Genomic DNA, 22,750 nt, shown 5'->3' with positions numbered 1-22,750 from the left:
CTCTGGTCGGTCCGCCGGCAGATTTCCCAACGCCGCCCAGCCATCATCTGTCTTGACGTTCACTCGCTGCGGGTAGCGATGGGAACGTCGGTATCCATGCCAGACATCCGTCGATAGGCCAAAACAACCTGACGCGAGGCCCAAGTGTAAAGATGCATCAGGATGACCCCGGCGATGATCGCTGCGATCAGCGTCACCCAGGGCCGCTCCTCGCCGAATATCTTGCGCACCACGGAGATCATCACCTCATGGTTGAGATAGATGAACAGCGAGGCCGCAGCGATCTCGGCCACCAGCACCTTCACGGGAGCCGGAACCGGGATCGACGGGACGAACAGGATCAGCGCACTGCCACCGGCGACGTAATAGGAAGCTGAAGAGAAACCCCAGTTGATCAGGGCCATGACGATCGCCACGGCCATAGCCAACAGCCTCGTCTGAAGATCCTTGGCGCTCGCCAGAACAATGCCAAGGGCGAAGGCCCAGGCATAGGTCCAGGGGGTCCGGTGGTAATTGTAGTCGAAATCCCAGATCGTATTGATTCCGCGACCGATGAGTGTGGCAGCCGCCAGCAGCACCAGCGCGCTGACCACCGGGCGGGTCTTGAACGCTTGCTGGACCTGCGGGATCGAGAAGAACAGCGCGGCAAGTATCAGCAATTGCAGATAAAATTCAGCGAAATAGAGCAGAAATCCCTTGAGGCTGGCGGGATCGAGATAGTTCGAGATCAGCAGCAGGGGCATGATCTCGAATCTCTGGGTTGCCACCTGAAGGAAGGCGACCATCAGAAAGGTCGGGATCGCCACATATCTGACCGTCCCCCACAATGTCTTGACACTGCCGGTCCGGATGATCTCGGGCAGCTGGAAGCGGGCGACCGAATAGCCGGCGAGCAGGATCAGGAAAAACGCCGCGCCCCAGTTAGAGCTGTAAATGAACGCATTGGTGTGCAGGGCAACGATGCAGATCATGAAGAAGGCGCGGGTCAGGGTCGGCGTTTCCAGCCGCCGCCAGCTGGTCTTCTCGATCTGGCCAAGGCTCTGCTGCAGCTGGGCCACGCTGAGGCTTTCCCAATGGTCCGGCAAGGTCCCGAACCGCTGCTCGAAGGCCAGAGTGAACTGGATGTAGTGCAGGGAATCGCCGCCGAGCGATTCAAAGCTGTCGTCAGGCTTGACCGTCTGCCCGGGGAATTCGTGCTGGAACAGGGCGAGCACGTCGCCGATCTCGTCCCCTGACGTATCGACCCGGGCGGCTTCAGCGGGTTGTTGCGCAAGGAACTGTTCGGCCAGCAGCTTGCGCTGGACCTTGCCGGTGCCGGTCATGGGAATGTCGTCGACGGCGACCACATGCAGCGCGCTGCCGGCCACCACACCCATGCCCTGGAGCGCGGAGATCGCAAGCTCCTTCACCTTCGCGGTTCCCGCCGCATCGCCCTCGACCGCCACCAGAATCCCGTCGCCCCGCTGCGCATCGGGAACCTTGGCAACCGCGATTTTCGTTCCGGGCAGGGTGCCCGACCGGATGCGCTCTTCCAGCTGGTCCGGGGACACTTTCACGCCGCCGCAATTGATCAGATCGTCGGCCCTGCCGTCGAAGAACAGATGGCCGTCCTGAATCCGGCCGAGGTCATTGGTCTGCAGCCAGCCCTCGGTATCCTGCAGGTCATGCAGGCCCTCGGCATCGATGCGCGAGCGGGCAACATGGGGGCCACGGATGCGGATGCGATTGTCGGGGCCGAGGGCGACCTCGCTCTGCCCATTGGTCCGACCGACCGAGTGCAACAGCGCCTCGGGCGCGTCCGAGACCGTCAGGAACGTACTGCGCGAGGCCTCGGTCAAGCCGTAATGCTGGACGATCCGGGCATTGGGGAACATCTTGCGGATGCGCAGCTTCTCATCCGCAGTCATGTGCTGCGAGCCGATTTCCATCCAGCGCAGCTTCTTGCCCGCCTCGCCGATCAGGCCGGGGGCGTCCAGAAGGATGCGCAGCAGCGTGGGCACCGCCGACAGCGCATTGACCTGACCCGCCGTCAGCATCCGCGCCAGTTCCATCGGGTCAAAGCCGCGCGGCGGCAGGTAGGCCTGCCCGCCCACGGCGCTGATCGCCCGGTAGCGCCCCATTCCAAAGCTGAAGGTCGCCGGTACCCCCACATATTCCCGGATCTCGGCGGTCATCTGCATCACCTCGATGATCCGCTCTGCGGCGTCGGCGAGGTTCTGATAGGTCAGCAGGATGCCCTTGGGCAGCCCCTCGGTGCCCGAGGTATAGCTGACCTGCGCGGGCAGGTCGTCATGGACCAGCGGATGGCGGGCCGTATACCAGCCCGATTGCTCGACCGGCACGATGCAGCGATCGATGACGATGCCGGACAGGGTTTGCGCCTGCGCCTCGTCATTGACCATGACCAGCGGACGGCGCGCCGCGTTCAGGGCAAAGACCTTATCGATGAAGTCGATCGAGTTCTTGCGGACCACCGCTGTGGCTTCGAGCTTCTGGAAATCCATTTGTCTCTGCACTCTCGTTACGTGACACCTTGCAGGCAGCCGGTACCCTTCTTGGCCGCCATCCGTTCATTCCCCGGCTTTGGCGGGGTGATCCCGGGCATGGACCGGTGCCGGAACAGGGCCGGGATGGTCCTTGATCGAACAACGGTGAAACTCAGGCTTGCGCGACCCGCCCCCGCAGGGGGCAGGCAAGAGGGCCTCGCGATGGAAAACGGCAGCGATGGCTTCAACAACCCTGCACCCTCAAGATCCCCATGCCGCGAAGGGCATTCGGCCGAGAACCGGAAAACACGCACATGATACCATACAGGTCAGCCTGGAAACCTGACCACCCGCCTATCAGCAAAGATTTAAATATCGCAAGCAATTTGATCGCCCCGGCTCGGTGAGTTGCCCTTTTCGACAACTGCCAGAGATTGCGCTGAGGCGGGGAAGGTCGCCAAATGCGGCAGGCTCGGCACTGAGCCATAGACTGTCGGACCTGCGCTGCAACGCGACGGTCCGGCTGCGACAAATTGCCCGCGTGGGTTGCGGCTGCGGTTCGTTGACCCGTTAGGCGGTCAAGAATATCGTTAACGACAGCTTGCAATCCCCTCTGAACGAGGCCGCAGATGCGCAATCGCACTGTCTTTCACACCATATCCGGCCGTCGTCGTCCCGAGCAACATCGTCGGAATCTGCGTGCGGCGAGGACAGGCCGGTCCTGGCCTTTCCCGCTTTTTGCGCTCGCCCTCGCGGCTTTTCCCGCCCATGCGCAGGACGCCCCGCGAACCACGTTGACCAATGACTGGTGGGGGCAGGGCGCGGCGATGCGACAGGCTGGCGTCGATATGCAGCTGGAATGGCGGCAATATGTGCAGGGCATGACCAAGGGGTCGGGCGATGTCGATCCCGCCTATGGCAGCCAGTTCTCGCTGAAAACCAATCTCGACCTGTCGAAGATGGGGTTCTGGGACGGGTTCAGCCTCAGCGCGCAGGCGCTGGCGAAGACGGGCTATGGCCTCAACAATACCGGGGGCATGCTGCTGCCGGTGAATGCCGGCCTGTTCTTTCCGGGTCGACATGGTGCAGACCGCTATGACCTGGCCTCGCTGTTCGTGACCCAGCAGTTCAGCGACACGGTCAGCGCCAGTTTCGGCAAGTTCTACACCGTCGAGATGGCGCGCGGCACGCCGATCCGTGGCGGTGTGGGCTCGGACGCCTTCTGGCATCTGCAACTGACCGCGCCGCTCAGCGGGCTGATCCCGCCGCAGATCAACGGCGCGGTGGTCTCGGTCGCGACGCAGCCGGTCAGCTATACGCTGATGGTCTTTGACCCCAAGGACGCGACCAACAGGCCGCTGTTCGAGGATCTGTTCGACAGCGGCGTGAATGTCGTCGGCACCGCGACCTATGCTACCAAGCTGGGTGGCAATAACGGCTTCTACAGCCTGACCGGCATGTACAGCACCAAGGAGGGCGCGGATTTCAGCCAGCTGGTCGTGCCACCGGGCACCGAGATCGGCACCCGCGACGGCTCCTGGCTTCTGGGCGCCAGCTTCCAGCAATACCTGCACCAGGACCCGGCCAACCCGGCGCGCGGCTGGGGCGTGTTCGGCGAGTTCAACGTGACCGACGGCAACCCGAACCCGATGGACTGGTCGGCCAGCCTCGGCGTCGCCGGCAATGACCTGATCCCCGGCCGGCCTGATGACAGTTTCGGTCTGGGCGTCTTCCATGTCGCCACCAGCGATGCGCTGAAGGACGAGCTGGCACCCTATTTCGATCTCGAGGACGAGACCGGCGTCGAGATGTTCTACACCGCCGCCATCCGGCCCTGGTTCCATGTCACGCTGGATCTGCAATATGTCGATCCGGCACCCGGGATCGCCAAGGACGGGGTCTTCGTCGGCCTCGGCAGCAGCCTGCGCTTCTGATCCGTGCGGCGAGGTCGCCGCATCCTGCCCGCACATCGGCGTTGAACCGAACGCGCCTTGGCACTGCGATTGACGCGGGCCACGGCTTTGCGCGTTCTGGACAAGGCCGATAAGCCCGATAAACTGGCGCCATGACTGGACAGCCCGGCAGGCTGACGGACAGCGCGGGCAATGTTCACCTGATCCGGTCAGAGCCATTGGCCTGACCGGGGCCGAGACGCGGAAACTGCTGGGCGGCACCCGCACAGACCGACAGGAGAGACCATGGCGCCACAGCCGCAACCCGTCACCTTCTCGCTGACCCGTTCGGCGATCTTCCTTGTTGTCACCCTGAATGACGGAGAGGCTGCCACGCGCGAGGTTCAGGGGCTTCTGGCCGATGTCTCGGGACTGGTGCGCGCCACGGGCTTTCGCCGCCCCGATGCGGCGCTGTCCTGTGTCGTGGGGATCGGGGCCGGGGCCTGGGAGCGGCTTTATCCCGGTCCGCGCCCGCGCGAGCTTGCTCCCTTCGCCGCCATCGAGGGCGTCCATACCGCCCCCTCGACCCCTGGCGATATCCTGTTCCACATCCGCGGCATGGAGGTGGACATGTGCTTCGAGCTGGAAAGCAACATCCTCACGCGGCTGGCAGGTCATGTGACCGTCGTGGACGAGACGCCGGGCTTCAAGTTCTTCGACAACCGCGACCTGCTGGGCTTTGTCGACGGCACCGAGAACCCGGACGGGCAAGACCGCGTCGAGGCGGTGGTGATCGGCGACGAGGATCCCGATTTCACCGGCGGCAGCTATGTCATTACCCAGAAATACCTGCATGACCTGGCGAAATGGAACGCCATCCCGGTCGAGCAGCAGGAACGGATCATCGGTCGCAAGAAGCTGTCGGATGTCGAGTTGCTGGATGCCGAAAAGCCCAGCTATGCCCATAACGTGCTGAACGTGATCGAGGACGAGGACGGCAACCAGCTGGATATCCTGCGCGACAACATGCCCTTCGGGCGCCCCGCTTCGGGCGAGTTCGGCACCTATTTCATCGGCTACGCCCGCAGCCCCAGCCGCACCATCCGGATGCTGGAAAACATGTTCATCGGCCTGCCCGCCGGGAATTACGACCGCATCCTCGATGTCAGCGACGCCGTCACCGGCACACTGTTCTTTGTCCCGACCGTGGAGATGCTGGGTGACACCGGCACCGTGCCAGAACCCACCGCCGCACCTACCGCCGAACCCGCGGCCGCCCCGGCCAAGGCGGACAAGGCCGCACCCGCCGCCTCGCTGGGGATCGGCTCGCTGAAAGGAGACTGACATGGACAACCTGCACCGCCCGCTCGCCCCCATCAGTGCCGCCGCATGGGAGGATATCGACGAGGAAGCCCGCCGCACGCTCCGCCGCTATCTGGGCGCGCGGCGGGTGGTCGACCTGGTCGGGCCCGAGGGCTACGACCATTCCTCGGTCAACCTGGGTCACATCCAGTCGATCAAGAGCGGCTTCGACGGCGTCACCATGGCGCAGCGCGCCGTCCTGCCGCTGGTCGAGATCAAGGTGCCCTTCACCCTGAACCGGGGCGAGATCGACAATGTCGCCCGCGGCGCACAGGATTCCGACTGGCAGCCGGTGAAGGATGCGGCGCTGAAACTGGCGACGGCGGAGAACCTGATGGTCTTCGAGGGGCTGAAATCGGCGGGGATCGAGGGGATGCGGCCCCTGTCCTCGAACAAGCCGGTGCCTATGCCCGAGGACGACGACGATATCCCCGAAGCCGTCGCCCGCGCGGTGGACACGCTGCGCGAAGTCGGCGTTCAGGGGCCCTATGCGCTGATCCTTGGCGACGATGTCTTCACCCGGATCACCGGCGGCTCGGACGAGGGCTACCCGGTGATGAAACATATCCGCGCACTTCTGGATCGTGACGTGATCTGGTGTCCGGGTCTGACCGGCGGCATCGCCCTGACCCTGCGCGGCGGCGACTTCCAGCTGCATCTGGGGCTGGACACCGCCATCGGCTATGACAGCCACAGCGCGGACGAGGTGGTGCTTTACCTGCTGGAAACCGCCGCCTTCAAGCTGCAGACGTCGGAGGCGCTGGTCTCGCTGCCCTCCTAGGGATGGGGCAATTCCCCTGCCGCCCGACGGCGGCAGGGGATGATCCGGGCCACCGGGTCAGATCATCAGGTCGTCGACAAGATCGCCCAGATGGGTATTGCGGACCGTCAGCACGTCACCGCCGCCAAAGTCGAACAGGACATCATGGCCCTGCTGGCTGGCGCGTGACATGGCCGCGGAGGCCGAGCTGAAGTTGAAGGCCCGCAGGTCGAGATTGTCGACATCATCCTGGAAGTCGTTGACGGCAAGCCGATCATGGCCGGTGCCAAAAACGAAGGTATCGGCACCGGCACCGCCGACCACGATATCTGACCCGGCGCCACCGTTCAGCACATCGTTGCCCGCATTCCCGTACAGCACGTCATGTCCCGAGCGGCCATAGATTGTATCGTTGCCGGCGTTGCCCGAGATCACGTTGCGACCATTGTCACCCACCAGCACGTCATTGAAGCGCGAGCCAGACAGGTTCTCGACGCCGGAAAAGCTGTCGCCGGCAGCTTCGCCCGAATTCAGATCCGCCCGCAGAAGATCGACCCGAACGGCCGCCGCAGCGTAGGAATAGATGGCATTGTCGACGCCCGTACCGCCGTTCAGGACATCCCCGCCGAGGCCCCCATTCAGCCGGTCGTTTCCATCGCTGCCGATCAGCAGATCATTCCCGCCGCGTCCGTGGATCCAGTCATCCCCGGCACCGCCGTTGAAGATGTTGTTGCCGTTCGACCCGGCGAGATCGTCGTTGAACCGCGACCCGAAGATGTTCTCGATGCTCGTATATCGGTCTCCGGCAGCCTCGCCGCGATTGAGTGCCGTTTGCAACAGATCGACCCGGACAGCCGCCCCGGCGAAGGAATAGATGGCGCTGTCGCTGCCGCCTCCGCCGTTCAGCGAATCGCTGCCCGCGCCGCCATTGAGCGAGTCGTTGCCCTCGCCGCCGATCAGGACGTCATTTCCAAGGCGTCCATGAAGCCAGTCGCGCCCGGTTGCCCCGTCGATGACATTGTTGCCGTGGGTCCCGGCGAGGTCGTCGTCGAAGCGCGAGCCGATCAGATTCTCGATGCTGCTATAGGTGTCCCCCACAGCCTCGCCGCGATTGTTGCCGGTCAGCAGCAGGTCGGCGCGCACATCGGCGACGGCAGTAGTATAGATGGCACTGTCGATCCCCGCACCGCCTTCGTGCCGATCCGCGCCGAGGCCGCCATAGAGCGCATCGTTCCCGCTCTGACCCATCAGCAGGTCATCACCGGTTCCGCCCGAAATCAGGTCATTTCCGGTGCCACCATCCAGCGAGTCGTTGCCGCCATCACCGCGCAGGACATCGTGCCCGCTGCCGCCCCAGATCCGGTCATTGCCCGCGAGGCCCGACATGACATCATTGTTCAGCCCGCCGGCCAGCAGGTCGCCGTTGTTGGTGCCGAAGATGGTCCTGAGGATGCTGGCCCTGCTGATCAGCGAGCCGTCGGCATTCTGATAACCACCGGTATGCATGTCATCGTCGTTGACGATGATTCCACCCTCGGCCTGGACGCCATGCGGGACATAGTTGTTCTTGTAGACGAAGGGGACCTCCTTCAGCTTGCTGAAGTCGGGCATGTAGTCCCGGTCGACGAAATGCGCCTCGGAATTGCCGTTGTTCGAGATGCCGTCCCCGTTCATGTCGGCCCGCGCCCCCTCAAGCGCGTAGAAAATCTTGCCGCCGGTTGGGGTGGTAATCAGCAGCCATTGCTGCGGCGTCGCGCCGGGGTCGTTATGGGCGCCGTTGAATTCGACGATCTTTACGTTTCTCGGCAGGTTGAAAAGGTCGATATCGCGACCCTCGATCTGGATCCGGTCCCGGCTGTAATCGAGGTCCTCGATCCGGCCGACGACCAGCTGTCCGGCGCGCACATTGCTGATATTGGTGAAGTTGAAAATGTCTTGCCCGCGATTTGTTGCCATATCGGCATCGCCGCGCGCGTGATGACCGAGCCAGAAGTTCTTCGTGCCGGCGGCAAAATCCAGGTGCACAACATCATTCCCGCCCTGCGCATAGATATGCCGTGCGCCCCCCGGCCCGGCGAAAGTCGTGGCGACGATGTGGTTGTCCTGTCCGTCGCCCATGTCTCTGTGTTCATGTTCCATGGATCTGGCTTCCTTAACGCTTCCTCGTGGTGGCGATGCCCGGCGAGGAGACGACCCCCACGTTCCTTTCGCGCAATCCCGATCCGCCCGGTGAATCCGGGGATATGAACTGTCGCAAAAGTTGAACGCTTGCCAGACACCTGCAGCATTTGCCGCGAGGTGATTAGTCACGTGCGTTGGTTAACTTAGTGTTAACCGCAGGTAGAAAACGTTAACTTATGGCCCGCGCATCTGGCGTGAGGCGGTGGTTCCGGTCGCGTCCGGCGGAACGGAAGCCATTGAGGTTAACCAATAATTACCCGCGGCCAAATCCGCATCCGGGTCAGACTATGTGACGTGATTTTTCTGAAGTATTCCGGGATACGCCGCTTCGCATTCGCCCGATCGGCATGTCCTGCCGAATCGCATAGGTTGATTCGCGCGGCGCAACGAATCAACCTCAGGGTCGGTGGATCAGACCCGCCCGCGCAAGGCCTGCGGCTCTGGGCCGCCGGTGGCCCAGTCCAGCAGCTCGGCGGTATGGACGACCGGGACGCCGGTGCCCGAGCCGATCTGCATCATGCAGCCGATATTGCCGGCGCTGATGACCTGCGGGGCCAGCGCCTCGAGCGTGGCGACCTTGCGGGATTTGAGTTCGCCCGAGATCGCCGGCTGCATCAGGTTATAGGTGCCGGCGGAGCCGCAGCAGAGATGGCTGTTCTTCGGCTCCAAAACGGTAAAGCCGGCGGCCTTCAACAGATCCTTGGGCGCGGATTTGATCTGCTGGCCATGCTGCAGCGAGCAGGCGGCGTGATAGCCGACGCGCAGGGCCGGGGCGTGGGTGGCGTCCTTGAGGCCGAGGCTGGCCATGACCTCGCTGATGTCTTTCGCCAGCGCCGAGACGCGCTTGGCGTCGGCTTCCAGCGGGTCGCCTTCGAACATGTGGCCGTAATCCTTGACGGTGGTGCCGCAGCCCGAGGTGTTGATGACCACGGCGTCCAGCCCGCCCGCCTCGATCTCGGCGGTCAGCGCCCGGATATTGGCCGCTGCCGCGGCGTGGCTGTCATCGGTGCGGCCCATGTGATGGGTCAGCGCGCCGCAGCAGCCGACGCCCTTGGGGATCACCACCTCGCAACCGTGGCGGCGCAGGAGGCGGATGGTGGCGTCGTTGATATCGGTGTTCAGCGCCCGCTGCGCGCAGCCGATCAGCAGCGCCACCCGCTTCACCCGCGGCTCGGTGGCGGGAAAGACCTGCGGGTCGTCATTGCGGCTGGGGGCGGGGATGTGGCGGGGCGCCATTTCCAGCATGGCGCGCAGGCGTGCATCGGGGATGAACCGGCGGAAGGGGCGGCCGAGTTTCGCGCCCAGAAGCGCCAGCCGGAAGCGGCTTGGATAGGGCAGGATGGCGGCCAGGACGCGGCGCAGGACCCGCTCGGACAGCGGGCGGCGGTAGTTCTGTTCGATATATTCCCGCGCGTGATCAACGAGATGCATGTAGTTCACGCCCGAGGGGCAGGTGCTCATGCAGCTGAGGCAGGAGAGGCAGCGGTCGATATGGCCGACGGTCTTGGCATCGGGGACACGACTGTTTTCCAGCATGTCCTTGATGAGATAGATCCGGCCGCGCGGGCTGTCCAATTCGTCGCCCAGCACCTGATAGGTCGGGCAGGTGGCGGTGCAGAAGCCGCAATGGACGCAGGTGCGCAGGATCTCGTTGCTGCGGGCGATGGCGGGGATGGCCAGCTGTTCGGGGGTGAAGGTGGTTTGCATGTCAGCCGTCCATCAGTCCGGGATTGAGGATGCCCGCCGGGTCGAAGCGGCGGCGCAGGCCCTGCGAAATTTGTGCCACGGGACCGGCTTCGGGCGGGAAGGCCGGGCCATTGAGGCCGCCGCGCCGGATCAGCGTGGCATGGCGGGCGATGGCCCGGATCTGCGCCGCCTCGCCCGGTCCGTGATACCAGATCAGCCCGCCGCCCCAGTCGAGCGCCACCTGACCGCCAAGCGCCGCGAGCAGGGCCGAAAGGGCAGGGGCCTCGGTCGGGCGGCAGAGGATGCGCCAGAGGGGGGCAGGGGAGCCGGCGAAGGCCGAGGCATCGCGCAACCCGCGCCAGAGCCGGTCGCTGTCGGACTGGTCCAGCAGCTCGGGCCTGTGCGCGGGGAAGAGTGCCATGAGACGATCACGGCGATAGTCGAGCTGCGGGCCGAGGCCTTCGATGCGCAGGAAGGCGGTGCCGTCCTGCCAGGCGGCGCCCGAAACCTCGAACGGGGTGGCGAGGGCGGTGGAAAAGATCGCCACGGCAGCGGCGGCAGCGACGCCCGGAAAGGCCAGTGTCGCACGGCGGGCGGGCAAGGGCAGGGTCTTCATCGACACTTCCGTCAGCGCGCCAAGCGTGCCCTGCGCCCCGGCCATCAGTTTCGACAGATCCAGCCCGGTGACGTTCTTCATCACCCGCCCGCCATTCTTCAGCACGCGGCCCTGACCGTCGACGAAGCGCACCCCCAGAAGGTGATCGCGGCAGGCCCCGGCCAAGAGCCGGCGCGGGCCGCTGGCATTGGCGGCCACCATGCCGCCGATGGTCGGCACGCCGTTGCTGCCCGAGATGCCGCGCAGATCTGGCGGCTCGAAGGCCAGCGATTGCCCTTCGGCGGCCAGCATCTCCATGACATCCGCCAGGGGCGTGCCGGCGCGGGCGACCAGCGTCATCTCGCCCGGCGAATAGGTCACGACGCCCGACAGCCGCGCGAGGCTGAGCGCCGCGCCGGCGCCGGGATTCTGGGTGCGGGTGCCGCCGCCGACGATCCGCAGCGGGGCGGCGCGGGCGAAGTGGTCGGCAACCAGCTCGGAGAGTTCTGCCTCGGAGGCGGGGGCCAGCAACTCGGTGACGCTCATTCCGCCGCCCTCGCGCGATAGGGGGCGCTGGCCTCGAGCGGCCAGACCTTGGCGGGGTTCAGCAGCCAGCCGGGATCGAACACGTCCTTGACCTCCATCTGGATCGCCAGATCCTCGGGCGCGTATTGGTCGCCCATCAGGTCGCGCTTTTCGATGCCCACGCCATGCTCGCCGGTCAGGCAGCCGCCGACCTCGACGCAGAGCCGCAGGATATCGGTCCCAAGCGCCTCGGCCCGGGCCAGATCGCCGGGGGTGTTGGCGTTGAAGAGGATCAGCGGGTGCATATTGCCGTCGCCGGCATGAAAGACATTGGCGACCTCCAGCCCGTGCTGGCGCGACAGTTCGCCGATGCGTCGCAGGGTGAAGGGCAATTGCCCGACCGGCACCGTGCCATCGAGGCAGATGTAATCCCCCAGACGGCCCATGGCGCCGAAGGCCGATTTGCGGCCCTTCCAGATCGCCGCCGCCTCGTCGGCGCTGCGGCTTTCGCGGAACTCGACCGGGTTCAGCGCATCGGCAATCTTGCGGATCTCGCCCAGCTGATGATCGATCTCGCCCGGCGAGCCCTCGACCTCGACCACCAGAACGGCGGCACAATCTGGATAGCCGGCATGGGCGAAATCCTCGACCGCGCGCAGGCAGGGTTCGTCCATGTATTCGATCGCCACGGGCAGCACGCCCGAGCGGATGATATTGGCCACGCATTCGCCCGCCACCTCGGCATTGTCGAAGCCGATCAGCACCGGCCGCGCGCCCTCGGGCCGTGGCAGGATTTTTAGAACTGCCTCGGTGACGATACCCAGCTGGCCTTCCGAACCGCAGAGGAGACCCAGAAGGTCGAGACCTTCGGGGGCAAGTTCCGGGCCGCCCAGTTCGATGACCTCGCCGGTGGTCAGCACCACGGTCGCGCCCAGCAGATTGTTGGTGGTGACGCCGTATTTCAGGCAATGCGCGCCGCCCGAGTTCATCGCGATATTGCCGGCGATGGTGCAGGCCAGCTGCGAGGAGGGGTCGGGGGCATAGAAGAAGCCATGCGGCTCCAACTCGGCGCTGACCGACAGGTTGGTGACGCCGGACTGCACCCGGATGAAGCGGTTCTGGGTGTCGATCTCGAGGAAATCGTTCAACCGCATGGTGCCGATGACGACGCAATCGGCGGTCGGCAGCGCGCCACCCGCCAGCGAGGTGCCGGCGCCGCGCGGCACCACCGGCACGTTCATCCGCGCGCAGACCTGCATCGCGGCGGCGACCTCGGCGGTCGTGCGCGGCAGGACCACGGCCAGGGGCGGGCAGCGATAGGCGGTGAAGGCGTCGCATTCATAGGCGCGGGTTTCCTGCAGGTCGGAAATCACCGCATCGCCGGGCAGCACCGCGCGGAGCGCGGCGACGATCTGGGGGGCGCGGTCAAGGATGCGCGGGTCGGGCTGGGGCATGGCGATGCCGGACATGGGTTCCTCTCGCTTTCCGCTGGCTGGCGTGTTGGTATTATTTTTAGACCATATCTGTCAAACGGTATTTCTGATGAACCAAACCTTGACCCCGAACGGGGATAGGCTAGTCTCTGCATAGCACAGGCGGAGCCATGCGATGACCCAATCTGCGGTAAAATCCGAGCGCGCGGCCGAGGCCGTGGCCCAGCATATCGAGGCGTTGATCCTTGAAGGCACGCTGAAGCCCGATGCCCGGCTGCTGCCCGAGCGCGAGCTGGCCGAGCGGCTGGAGGTGTCGCGCTCGACGCTGAGGGACGGGCTGAAGATCCTCGAGGCGCGGGGGCTGCTGGTTTCGGGCGGGCGCGGGGCGCAGGTCGCGGCGCTGGGGGCCGAGGCGATCACCGATCCGCTGATCGCGCTGCTGGCGCGGCACAGCGAGGGGGCCGACGATTACCTGGAATTTCGCGGCATCATCGAGGGGGCGGCGGCCGGGCTGGCGGCGGAACGTGCCACGCCGGTCGAGCGCGAACGGCTGCGGGATCTGATGGAGCGGATGGCGCGGGCGCATGAGGCCGAGGACCCGACCGCTGAGGGCGAGGCCGATGCCGAGCTGCACCTGATGATCTACGAGGCGAGCCACAACCTGACGCTCTTGCAGATCATGCAGGCGCTGTCAGGGGTGGTGCGCGCCGATGTGCTGCAGAACCGGGCGCGGCTGTTCGCCATCCCGGCGATGCGGGATGTGCTCTATGCCCAGCATTGCCGGATCGGCGAGGCGGTTCTGGCCGGGGATGCGGCGGCGGCGAGCGCGGCGGCGCTGGAGCATCTGGCCTATCTGCGCGCCGCGCGGCAGGAACTGAGTGCCGCCGATGCGCGGCTGGACCTGTCGATGCGGCGGCTTGGCGGCGGCGGATTACAGGCAACGAACAAGTGATAATGCGAATTATGGAACCGACTATCCTCATCGCACCGACCCGGCTTCGGCGCATGCAAGGTCAGTTCGCCCTAGTCTCCACATGGACGATCACCGACAGGCCCGGGGCCAGCAGCTCGGCCATCTCCTGACCCGGATCGATGGCGATTCGGACCGGCAGGCGTTGGGCGATCTTGGTGAAATTGCCCGTGGCATTGGTCCCTGCCAAAAGGCTGAATTCCGAGGCTGTGGCCGGCGAGAAGGAGGCGACATGGCCGGTGAACGCGCGCCCCCCCAGTGCGTCGACGGTAAAACTGACCGGCAGGTCACGCTTCATGCCGTTCAGCCCGGTCTCCTTGAAATTGGCGATCACCCAGACATCGCTGCCGACATGGCTGACCAGCGCCGTGCCCGGTGTCACATATTGTCCGACCCGGGCCGAGACCTGACCCAGACGGCCATCGGCCGGGGCGCGGATCACGGTGTTCTCCAGATCGATCCGCGCCAGCTGCACCGCCGCCTCGGCGCTGGCGATGCTGGCCTTGGCCGAAGAAACCTGGGTCTTGGCGCTGTTGATGTTCTCCTGCTGCACATCCAGCGTCGCCTGCGCCTGGCTGACGCCGGATTGCGCCTTTTGCAGCGCCAGCACGGTCTGCTCGCCGGCGGCCTGGCTGGCGACCCCGCGCGCCTTCAGCGCCTGGGTCCGCTGGTCGTCCGATGTCGCGGTGCTCAGCGCGGTTTGGGCGGCGGTCAGCGCGGCCTCGTCGGCGCGCCAGACAGCTTCGGCCGACTGGATGTTCTGCTCGGCCACGGCAGAAGCTGCGCGGGCGGTTTCCAGCCCGGCCTCGGCCTGCGCCAGTTTCTGGCGATAGATCCGGTCATCGATGCGGGCGATCACGTCGCCCTTGGCGACGGTCTGGAAATCCGCCACCTCGACGGCGGCAAGATAGCCCGACAGCTGCGGCGCCAGCGCCGTGACCTTGCCCCGGATATAGGCGTTCTCGGTGGTGGGCTGGGCCGGTCTGAAGGGCGGCAGGTGCCAGGCGAAGAGCAGCAGCAGAACGCCGGCGATGCCGATCAGCGTGGCGATGGCGGTGGGCAGGATCTTGGTCAGGGTCATGATGCGGTCTCGGTTTCAACAGGGGCCAGCCGGGCAGACAGCCAGTTGCGCAGAAGGTGCAGCAGCAGTGCCGCCGCCGCCCCGCTGGCCAGCAGGAAGGTCAGGAAATATAGGTCGTTATAGGCCATCACATAGGCCTGGCTGGCGGTCTCCTGCGCGATGCTCGACACCGCCTGCGCCCGGCGCAGCGCCGGGTCGGCGATCTGCGGGGCAAGGGCGGCCATGCGCGCGGCGATCTCGGCCATGGTCGCGGCACTGGTCGCCTGCAGCTCTTCGGTCAGAACCTGCAGGTGGAAGGCCTCGCGCCAGTTGATCAGCGTGGTGAAGCCGCCCGATCCGATCACCCCGCCGATGGACTGGGTGGACAGGAAAACGATGACGAAGGACAGCATGTATTGCGGTCCCTTGGCCAGCGCGGCGCCAAGCCCGGCCAGCGTCGCCGGGGTCAGGAACAGCAGGCTGGCGAAACCGATCAGCGCCTGAGAAATGATCATCTGCTCGGGCCGGGTGTCGACCGTGGCCTGCGCGTCCATCCACGCCCCGGCGGCGATCAGCAGAAGCGCGACCAGGTGGAACTTCGCCACCCGGTCGGGCCGGATCCAGGCGATGCAGGCCAGGCCGCCCATCAGGCAGGCGATGCAGATGACGGTGAACAGCGCGACCATCTGCGAAGGCGCCACGCCCAGAAGCTGGAACATCCGCGGCGCGCCGGCGCTTTGCTCGGACAGGATCAGGCGGAACAGGAACAGGGTGATGGTCAGGTGCAGGATCTCGGGCGTGACCAGCCAGCGCAGGTCGAAGATCGGGTTCTTGCGGTTCAGCTCCAGCACCGCCACGGCGGTCAGGGCCAGCACCGAGGCGACCAGCAGCCAGCCGATCCAGTCCTGCGCCGTCCACCAGTAGGTCGGCCCGATGATGAAGGCGACGATGAGGCCGCCAAAGCCGATGCCCAGAAGCAGCAGGGTGAGAAAGTCCAGCGGCTCGATCACCTTCTGATGCGGCACCGGGCGCAGCGGCAGCCGGAAGACCAGCGCCAGCGACAGCATCGCGAGACCAAGCGAGGTCAGATGCACCCAGGTCAGCCCGCCATCTCCGATCAGCGCGGGCGAGACCACCCGCGCCAGCAACGGGCCGATGGTGATGAAGGTCAGCGCGATCGGCAGGCCGAGGCGGATCTTCCACGCCGCGCCCAGAGGCTCCAGCGCATAGAGAAAGGCCAGCGTGGTCAGCGGCGCGGCGGCCATGCCCGAGAGGAATTGCAGCACCATGGCCGAGCGCAGGTCGGTGACCCAGATGGTGATGAAGGAGATCACGAGAAAGGCCACGATGCCCACCTCGGCGAAACGGCGCAGGCCGTACTGGGTGCGGATCTTGATCAGCATCAGCGGCAGCACCGCGCGCGGGATCATGTAGACGGCGGAAAGCCAGCTGGCCTGCGTGGTGGTCGCGCCCAGATCGCCGGCAACCTGCGGGATGTTCACCGAGACGAAGCCCTGCCCCAGCCCCTGAGTCAGCGCCAGCACGATCGAGGCAAGGATATAGGGCAGCGCCTGATGAAAGGGCAGGCCAGGAGGGGGCATCATCGGCGCGGCTGGCGCTTCCGCCGGAGGGACAGAAACGGCCTCGGGGGCGGCCTGTGGCGGGGCCGCCGGTACAATGTCGGGACGGGTGGTCATCGGTTCAGCTTCGCGGCGTTCTCGGCGATGCGCTCCAGCACCACGGCCAGTTGCACCTGTTCCTCGGGCGAGACACCTTCCAGCACCTCGTCACGGATTCGGTCCATGAACAGGCTGATCCGGGCCGAACGGCCCTTCACGGTCAGAAACAGCGCCCGCTTGCGCGCATCGCCCTCCATGCCCCGCCGCTCGAGGAAACCCTGTTCCTCCAGCGCGTCGATCTGGCGTTTCAGCGTCGGCGCCTCAATGCCCAGATCGGCGGCCAGCTCGGCCTGCGTCGCCCCCTCCATCCGCGCCAGCGCCGTGATGACCCGCGCCCGCGACATGGTCAGGCCAACCTCGACGGCGCTCTGGTCGTAATGCAACCGAAGCTCGCGCATGGCGCGAAACAGCGAATTGAGCAGCGGAGAGCTTTCCATGGCAAGCACGCTAATTGATTATCATGCTAACTAACTAGGATGATAACTTACCGGCTGCAAGGGGGACGCGGAGGCGCATGAAAAAAACACGGGCGGCAAGGTGCCGCCGGTTCTAGCCAGTTCTGTGGAAGGCGGGAATCAATGGTAGGAGCAAAGGTGGGATTAGAAACAAGGCGGAGATGAGATCGTGGAGGAGGAGATCCGGGGTCGGCCGGATACAGGAAAACTAAAGCTGGGCTGATCTTTCTGAAGGATTCTGCAGGATAGTGACCCGATCTCTACCAAGATGTCACACCCCGTTGTGTCAAATGACGCTGCGGTCTAAATTCACGTCCGTGGTCGGGCATGATGGCGCGGGATGGGCTTACCTTTCGCCCGGTTTCGAACTCGTGCTATGGTTCAGGCACTGATCCCGACAATCAGCGTCCAACTTTGGGCGGAATTTCGGTTCCGTCCCATTTTCATTTCAATGGATGGGGCGCGTCCCGCGGATATCCGTCAGACCGGGTGGATCTCCAGCCGGGTCATGGATTCCAGCTCCAGAGCCGCGCCCAGAAGCCGCAGCGCCGGGTTCACCTCGCCGTCCCGCGCCAGCCGCGTCACCAGCGCCCGGTGCAGCGCCTCAGCTTCCCGCTCGAGATCCCGCTGCCGTCGCTGAAGCCCCTGAAGCTGCTTCCGCTCTTCGGCCGTGTAGGGGTCAAACGCCTCGCCAAGCTCGCCCCGCTGCTTCCAGGCGAGCCGTTCCAGCGGGGTCAGCTCCTTCAGCCGCGCATTGAGCCGAGCCATGTATTGACGGGTCTGGGCGCGTCGGCGCTCTTTGGGGTCGGTCTCGGAAGGGACGGGGGAGTTCGGGTCGCTGAACATGGGTGGCCTTTTGGATTGTGGACCCGAACATAACGGGTTTTCAGGGGGCGGAGAACGGGTAAACAGCCGGGTTCGTTAATCGTCTTTGTCCCCATCACAGGCGATCGGTATCTCGGCGCTGCGCCGCCGACCATGATCCTCTTTACCAGCCAGAAGGTCCTCGGACTGGGCCGGGTCATGCTCCGATCCGGCGGCATGACCCTATATTGCCTGCTCACCCCCCTGGGTGCCGCATTGCCACACTACGGGGTCCGGTTGATCCCGAGCGTCCCTAAAGAACACGGGCGGCAAATGCCGCCCGTGTCGAGATCGTGTCAGGACGCGAAAGCCCTCAGTTCGACGCCTGCTGCAGCAGCCCGGTGATGCGGCGGACCGAAGCACGGCGGTTTTCGCGCACGTCGCCCTCGGTTTTCACCTTCAGGTCCTGCTCGCCATAGCCCTGCACCACCATGTTCTCCGGCGGCACGTCGAAATACTCGGTCAGGGCCAGCGCCACCGATTCCGCCCGGCGGTCGGACAGCGCGAGGTTGGCGGCATCGGTGCCCACGGTGTCGGTATGGGCCTCGATCAGGAAGACCTCGGCGGGGTTCTCGGCGATGCTTTCGCGGATGACATTGCCAAGGCCCGACAGCTTCTGAGCTTGATCTGGATTGATCGCGGCCGAGCCGGTGTCAAAGGTGATTGCGTCGATATTGATCGGCGCGGCCAGCCAGCGGACCTGCGGGATGTCGCGGACCTGTGCCAGCGAGAACTGGCGGCCGGCATCGGATTCGCGCATCAGCGCCGCACGCAGATCGGCCTCGCTCATCTCGCTCGCGGCGATGGCGCTGGCCTCGGCGGGCGAAGGCAGGGTCGCCAGATCCACCGGCAGGGCGCCGGTATCGTCGATCAGCCGGGTCTGGGTACCATCGGCCGAAACCAGCGTCCGGCGCAGCACGCGCAGGTCGGCGTCGCGGATGGTTACGACCTTGCTGCCGTCGGCGCGTGTCACCGTGGTGCGCGAGGAACCGTCATCGAAATTCTCGGTGGTGACGGTCGAACCCGGCTGACGCAGCAGCGCCACCTCGTCCTTGATGATCTGCTGGGTGCCATCGGCGCGGGTCACGACCACGCGGTCCGGGCTGCTGAGCGCAACCTGACGGTTGTTGTTCAGCATGGCGCCCACGGCGAGACCGCCCAGACCGAAGAGCACGGCCTTGGTCAGATCGCTGTTGTCGTCATCATCGTCGTTGTTGCTGGCCTCGGCCTGCTGGGTCTCGCCACCCTGGGCGGCCAGCGCGTCCTTGAGCGCGGTGGTGAAATCCTCGCTCGACGAGCGGGTGTTTTCCTCGGTGACCTGTTCCTCGGTCACTTCGCCCTCGCCCTCACCGGCGTCGAGCGCGGCCGCACTGGTCGCCGCTGCTGCCGCAGCCGCTTCCTTGGCAGCCTCGGTCACGACCGGGTCCGGGGTTTCGGCTTCGGCCTCGGCAGTCGGTTCCGCCTCGGTTTCGGTGGTGGCTTCGGTCTTGGCCTGTTCTTCGGCCAGCGCCTTTTCCAGCTCGTCGACCTCGGCGGCTTCCTCGGTCATCGGCGCTTCGGCTTCCGCCTCGGTGGTGGCTTCGGCTTCAGCCGCTGCCGGGGCTTCCTCGGCTTCGGTGGTCGGCTCGAGCGCCGGCTCGATGGGTTCCTCGGCTGCGGCTTCCTCGGCCGGGGCAGGCTCTGCCTCGGGGGTCACGGCCTCGGCTTCGGCCTCGACGGCGGGTTCGGCGGCGGGCTCCTCGGCGGCGGCTTCGGCCTCGGGGGCCGGCTCAACCGCGGGCGCTTCGGCGGCAGCCTCCGCCTCTGCCGGCGCAGCTTCCGGAGCGGCGGCATCAGCCGGGGCTTCTTCGACCGGCGCGGTTTCCGCGGCAGCTTCAGCCTCGGGCGCGGCCTCGGCCTCGGCCTCAACCTCGGCCGCTGCTTCCGCCTCGGCGGCGGGGGCTTCCTCGGCGGCAACCTCGCAAGGCGGCTCGCTGCCATCGGCGCAAGCCCCGGTCACGGCCTCGACCGCTTCGGCCACGGCATCTGCCGCGGCTTCCGCTTCGGCGGCGGTATCGGCCTGTACTTCAACCTGTGCGTCCGCCTCGGGCGCTTCGGCCTGAGCCAGGGCAGCGTGCGGTGCCAAAAGCGAGAGGCAAGCCGCGATGGCGGTGGTGTTCTGAATGATCCGGCGCATGTCTGCTCCTTGTTGCCGTTCGGGCGTATTGTCTGGCGAGTGAACGGGTCGGAGCGGGATCGGTTCCGAAGATGACCATTTCTTGAGCGTGAACCCGCCGGATGTGACCGGCGGGATCAGGCCAGGGCGGTCAGCCCTTCGGCGGCGTCACCGTCGCCACCAGCGAGCCATAATGCGAATAGGGCGGCGGGGTCTGGAAGAAGGCCGGATTATAGGTGACATCGACCCCGGCCTGCATCAGAACGATGATGTCGGACCCGCCAAAAGTGAAATAGCCGAACTCGTCGCCCTTCAGACAGGGCTGGTCCACCAGATGCGTCATGTTCACGCCCGAGACCTGACACATCCCCACCGGGATCGCCGCGACGATGCCGACATTGCCGAAGGCCGAGGCGGAGCTGTCGATGGTGATGATCCCCCGCGCCTGCAGGAATTCATATCCGTCATCGGAACTGTCGGCGGCCTGAAACTGCCCGCCGCCAAGCGTCACCTTCAGATAGACCTGCCCGGTCAGCGGATAGCATTCCTTCACCACCCCCGCGACCGGGGTGTGGAAGCGGTGATAGGAATAGGGGCCAAGGAAGAAATGGATGAAATGGCCGCCATTGAATGCATCGGCATATTGGCTGCCCGACAGAAGCATCTGCACCGTCGCATAGCTATGGGTGCCCTTGATGGTGATCGGCGGCTGGATCTCGCCATTCGCGCCGATCTGGTAATGCTGCTTGTAGGTGCAATCGGCGGGGGCGACGATGGTCCGGTTATCCGCCGGGTTCACGATCGGCCGCAGCCCCGGATTCAGCTCGCGGGCGAAGAACTGGTTGAAGGTCTTCCAGCCGCTCGGCTCGTTCGGGCGCGGCGGAGTGCCGATCAGCGAATCCTGCACCCGGTATTCCGGGGAATCCTGCAGGAAGCTTTGCAGCGTCTGGTCATTGAAGGACTCGGTGCTGTCCAGAAAATCGCCCCAGACCGCCGCATAGCCGCGCAGGAACTCGGCGAACCAGGGGATGTCCTGAATGACGAGGCCATTGGGGCCCACGGGCTGGTCGATCAGCCAATAGCAGAAGCACAGCCGGTCATAGATTTCCTGATGCTCGCCAAGGGGCGAATCCGGCGCCAGCCAGGCCGGATCGGAACTTTGCTGCGGAATCCAACGCGAGAATCGCGCCAGGTAGGTCAGGTAGTCGTCCAGCGTCAGCGGCCAGGCCATGTCGGCAAAGGGCAGCGCCGCGTAAAGCAGCGGATCGAGGCTGGCCATCGCCTTGGCATTGGCCTCGGCCAGCGACAGCTGCAACAGTGCCACGAAGTCCGCATCCGCGCGGTGCTCCAGCAGCGGCTTCAGTTCCGGGATGCTCTCGGGGGTGGGGGTGGGAAAGTCGGGAATCGGCATAGCAGATCTCCTTTCACTCTCCCCAAGGTAGCACGAGTCGCCCTGTCCCGGTGGAACTCTGACGACAGTTGCGGCCCTGCTATGCCAAGCCCCCTAGCCTTTCCCGCCCAGCATCGGCGCGGCGCGGTCCAAGACCATCGGGCTGCGCGAAAAGCGGATCGGCGTGCGCAACCCGGCGATCCCTTCGGGTGCGATCTGCATCCCGCGCGCGACCAGCTGCGGCTCGGCCAGCGCCTCGGCGACGCTGTTGATCGGGCCGCCCGGCACACCGGCAGCTTCCAGCGCGGCGATCAGCTCTGCCTTGGGGCGCAGCGCGGTGCGGGCAGAGAGGCGCGGGGTCAGCGCGTCGCGATGCGCCACCCGCGCCGGGTTGGTGGCAAAGTCCGGTTCTTCCGCCAGCCCCTCCAACCCCAGCACCCGGCAAAGCGCGGCGAATTGCCGGTCATTGCCGCAGGCGATGATCAGATGCCCGTCGGCGGCCGGAAAGACCTGGTAGGGCACGATGTTCGGATGGGCATTCCCCAGCCGCGTCGGCACCTTGCCCCCAAGAAGGAAGTTGGTCGCCTGATTGGCCAGCACCCCCACCCCGCAATCCAGAAGCGACAGGTCGATCTGCTGCCCAAGGCCCGAGCGTTCGCGCTCGGCCAGAGCCGCCTGAATGCCGATGACGCCGTAAAGCCCGGTGAAGATGTCGATCCAGGCAACGCCGACCTTTTGCGGCTCGCCCCCCGGCTCGCCGGTCAGATCCATGATCCCGCACATGCCCTGGATCAGGAAATCATAGCCCGGCTGTTTCGCGCGCGGCCCATCCTGACCGAAGCCGGTGACAGAGGCATAGACCAGACGCGGATTGAGCTGCGCGAGGCTGGCATAGTCGAGGCCGAATTTCGCCAACCCGCCGACCTTGAAATTCTCGACCAGCACATCGGCTTCCGCGATCAGATCCCTGAGGCGCGCCAGATCATCCGCATCCGAGAAATCGCAGGTAAGCGAGGTCTTGCCGCGATTGGCGGCGTGGAAATAGGCCGCGACCTTTTCGATGCTGCCATCGGGGCGGGTCCGTTCCAGAAAGGGCGGGCCCCAGGTCCGGGTGTCATCACCCTCAGGCGCTTCGATCTTGATGACCTCGGCGCCGAGATCGGCCAGCGTCTGGCCGATCCAGGGACCGGCCAGAATGCGGGCCAGCTCGACGACCTTGAGGCCCTTCAGCGGGGCGTCATGGGTCATGGTGCTGGC

General features: G+C 65.5%; 16 protein-coding genes. 4 read left to right on the top strand and 12 right to left on the bottom strand.

Features of this window, described 5'->3' with window-relative positions:
- Positions 1-59: 59 nt before the first annotated feature.
- Positions 60-2,504 carry an AMP-binding protein gene (locus Q1A36_RS09860; protein WP_299842876.1) on the bottom strand — a complete coding sequence of 815 codons (2,445 nt, stop codon included), beginning with the start codon at positions 2,502-2,504 and terminating at the stop codon, positions 60-62.
- A gap of 776 nt (positions 2,505-3,280) precedes the next feature.
- Here Q1A36_RS09860 and Q1A36_RS09855 point away from each other — a divergent pair.
- From Q1A36_RS09855 to Q1A36_RS09845, 3 genes are all read left to right on the top strand, one after another.
- Positions 3,281-4,420, top strand: a complete 1,140-nt coding sequence (locus Q1A36_RS09855; RefSeq protein WP_299842873.1) for a carbohydrate porin — start codon at positions 3,281-3,283, stop codon at positions 4,418-4,420.
- 264 nt (positions 4,421-4,684) lie between these two features.
- Complete coding sequence (locus tag Q1A36_RS09850; RefSeq protein ID WP_299842870.1) at positions 4,685-5,722, top strand: Dyp-type peroxidase; 1,038 nt, start codon at positions 4,685-4,687, stop codon at positions 5,720-5,722.
- 1 nt (position 5,723) lies between these two features.
- Entirely contained in the window at positions 5,724-6,521 is a 798-nt protein-coding gene (locus Q1A36_RS09845; protein WP_299842867.1) for a family 1 encapsulin nanocompartment shell protein, read from the top strand.
- Positions 6,522-6,578: 57 nt separating this feature from the next.
- On the opposite strand, the gene Q1A36_RS09840 is transcribed toward Q1A36_RS09845, so the two are convergent.
- The 4 genes from Q1A36_RS09840 to Q1A36_RS09825 form a co-directional block, all read right to left on the bottom strand.
- The gene (locus tag Q1A36_RS09840) at positions 6,579-8,639 is read right to left on the bottom strand and encodes a calcium-binding protein (RefSeq protein WP_299842864.1); all 2,061 of its coding nucleotides are present in this window, start codon (positions 8,637-8,639) and stop codon (positions 6,579-6,581) included.
- 453 nt (positions 8,640-9,092) lie between these two features.
- Complete coding sequence (glcF, locus tag Q1A36_RS09835; RefSeq protein ID WP_299842861.1) at positions 9,093-10,388, bottom strand: glycolate oxidase subunit GlcF; 1,296 nt, start codon at positions 10,386-10,388, stop codon at positions 9,093-9,095.
- Between the two features lies 1 nt (position 10,389).
- Positions 10,390-11,490 (bottom strand): glycolate oxidase subunit GlcE, encoded by a 1,101-nt coding sequence (gene glcE, locus Q1A36_RS09830; RefSeq protein ID WP_299842979.1) that lies wholly within the window; start codon positions 11,488-11,490, stop codon positions 10,390-10,392.
- 14 nt (positions 11,491-11,504) lie between these two features.
- A complete protein-coding gene (locus tag Q1A36_RS09825) occupies positions 11,505-12,947 on the bottom strand; it encodes an FAD-linked oxidase C-terminal domain-containing protein (protein ID WP_299842976.1) in 1,443 nt (480 codons plus the stop codon).
- Between the two features lie 148 nt (positions 12,948-13,095).
- On the opposite strand from Q1A36_RS09825, the gene Q1A36_RS09820 reads away from it, so the two are divergent.
- Positions 13,096-13,872, top strand: coding sequence for an FCD domain-containing protein (locus Q1A36_RS09820; RefSeq protein WP_299842858.1), 777 nt, complete (start codon positions 13,096-13,098; stop codon positions 13,870-13,872).
- A gap of 61 nt (positions 13,873-13,933) precedes the next feature.
- Here the strand turns inward: Q1A36_RS09820 and Q1A36_RS09815 are convergent, their stop codons facing one another.
- The 7 genes from Q1A36_RS09815 to Q1A36_RS09785 form a co-directional block, all read right to left on the bottom strand.
- The gene (locus Q1A36_RS09815; RefSeq protein WP_299842855.1) at positions 13,934-14,971 is read right to left on the bottom strand and encodes an HlyD family secretion protein; all 1,038 of its coding nucleotides are present in this window, start codon (positions 14,969-14,971) and stop codon (positions 13,934-13,936) included.
- On the bottom strand, positions 14,968-16,551 hold the full coding sequence (locus tag Q1A36_RS09810; protein WP_299842852.1) for an MFS transporter: 1,584 nt from the start codon (positions 16,549-16,551) through the stop codon (positions 14,968-14,970). Before Q1A36_RS09810 ends, Q1A36_RS09815 begins: the two co-directional genes overlap by 4 nt.
- Before the next feature lie 92 nt (positions 16,552-16,643).
- Positions 16,644-17,066, bottom strand: coding sequence for a MarR family transcriptional regulator (locus tag Q1A36_RS09805; protein WP_299842849.1), 423 nt, complete (start codon positions 17,064-17,066; stop codon positions 16,644-16,646).
- Positions 17,067-17,564: 498 nt separating this feature from the next.
- A complete protein-coding gene (locus Q1A36_RS09800; protein WP_299842846.1) occupies positions 17,565-17,930 on the bottom strand; it encodes a hypothetical protein in 366 nt (121 codons plus the stop codon).
- 331 nt (positions 17,931-18,261) lie between these two features.
- Positions 18,262-20,124, bottom strand: a complete 1,863-nt coding sequence (locus Q1A36_RS09795) for an OmpA family protein (RefSeq protein ID WP_299842843.1) — start codon at positions 20,122-20,124, stop codon at positions 18,262-18,264.
- Positions 20,125-20,254: 130 nt separating this feature from the next.
- Complete coding sequence (locus Q1A36_RS09790) at positions 20,255-21,514, bottom strand: phosphatidylserine decarboxylase (RefSeq protein ID WP_299842840.1); 1,260 nt, start codon at positions 21,512-21,514, stop codon at positions 20,255-20,257.
- 93 nt (positions 21,515-21,607) lie between these two features.
- Positions 21,608-22,741: a CaiB/BaiF CoA-transferase family protein gene (locus tag Q1A36_RS09785; protein WP_299842837.1), complete on the bottom strand. Its 1,134-nt coding sequence runs from the start codon at positions 22,739-22,741 to the stop codon at positions 21,608-21,610.
- Positions 22,742-22,750 lie beyond the last annotated feature (9 nt).

Source organism: uncultured Paracoccus sp., from assembly GCF_947487305.1.
Lineage (GTDB): Bacteria > Pseudomonadota > Alphaproteobacteria > Rhodobacterales > Rhodobacteraceae > Paracoccus.
Note: the sequence above shows the minus strand (reverse complement) of the source record. Positions and strands in the feature narration are given on the sequence as shown.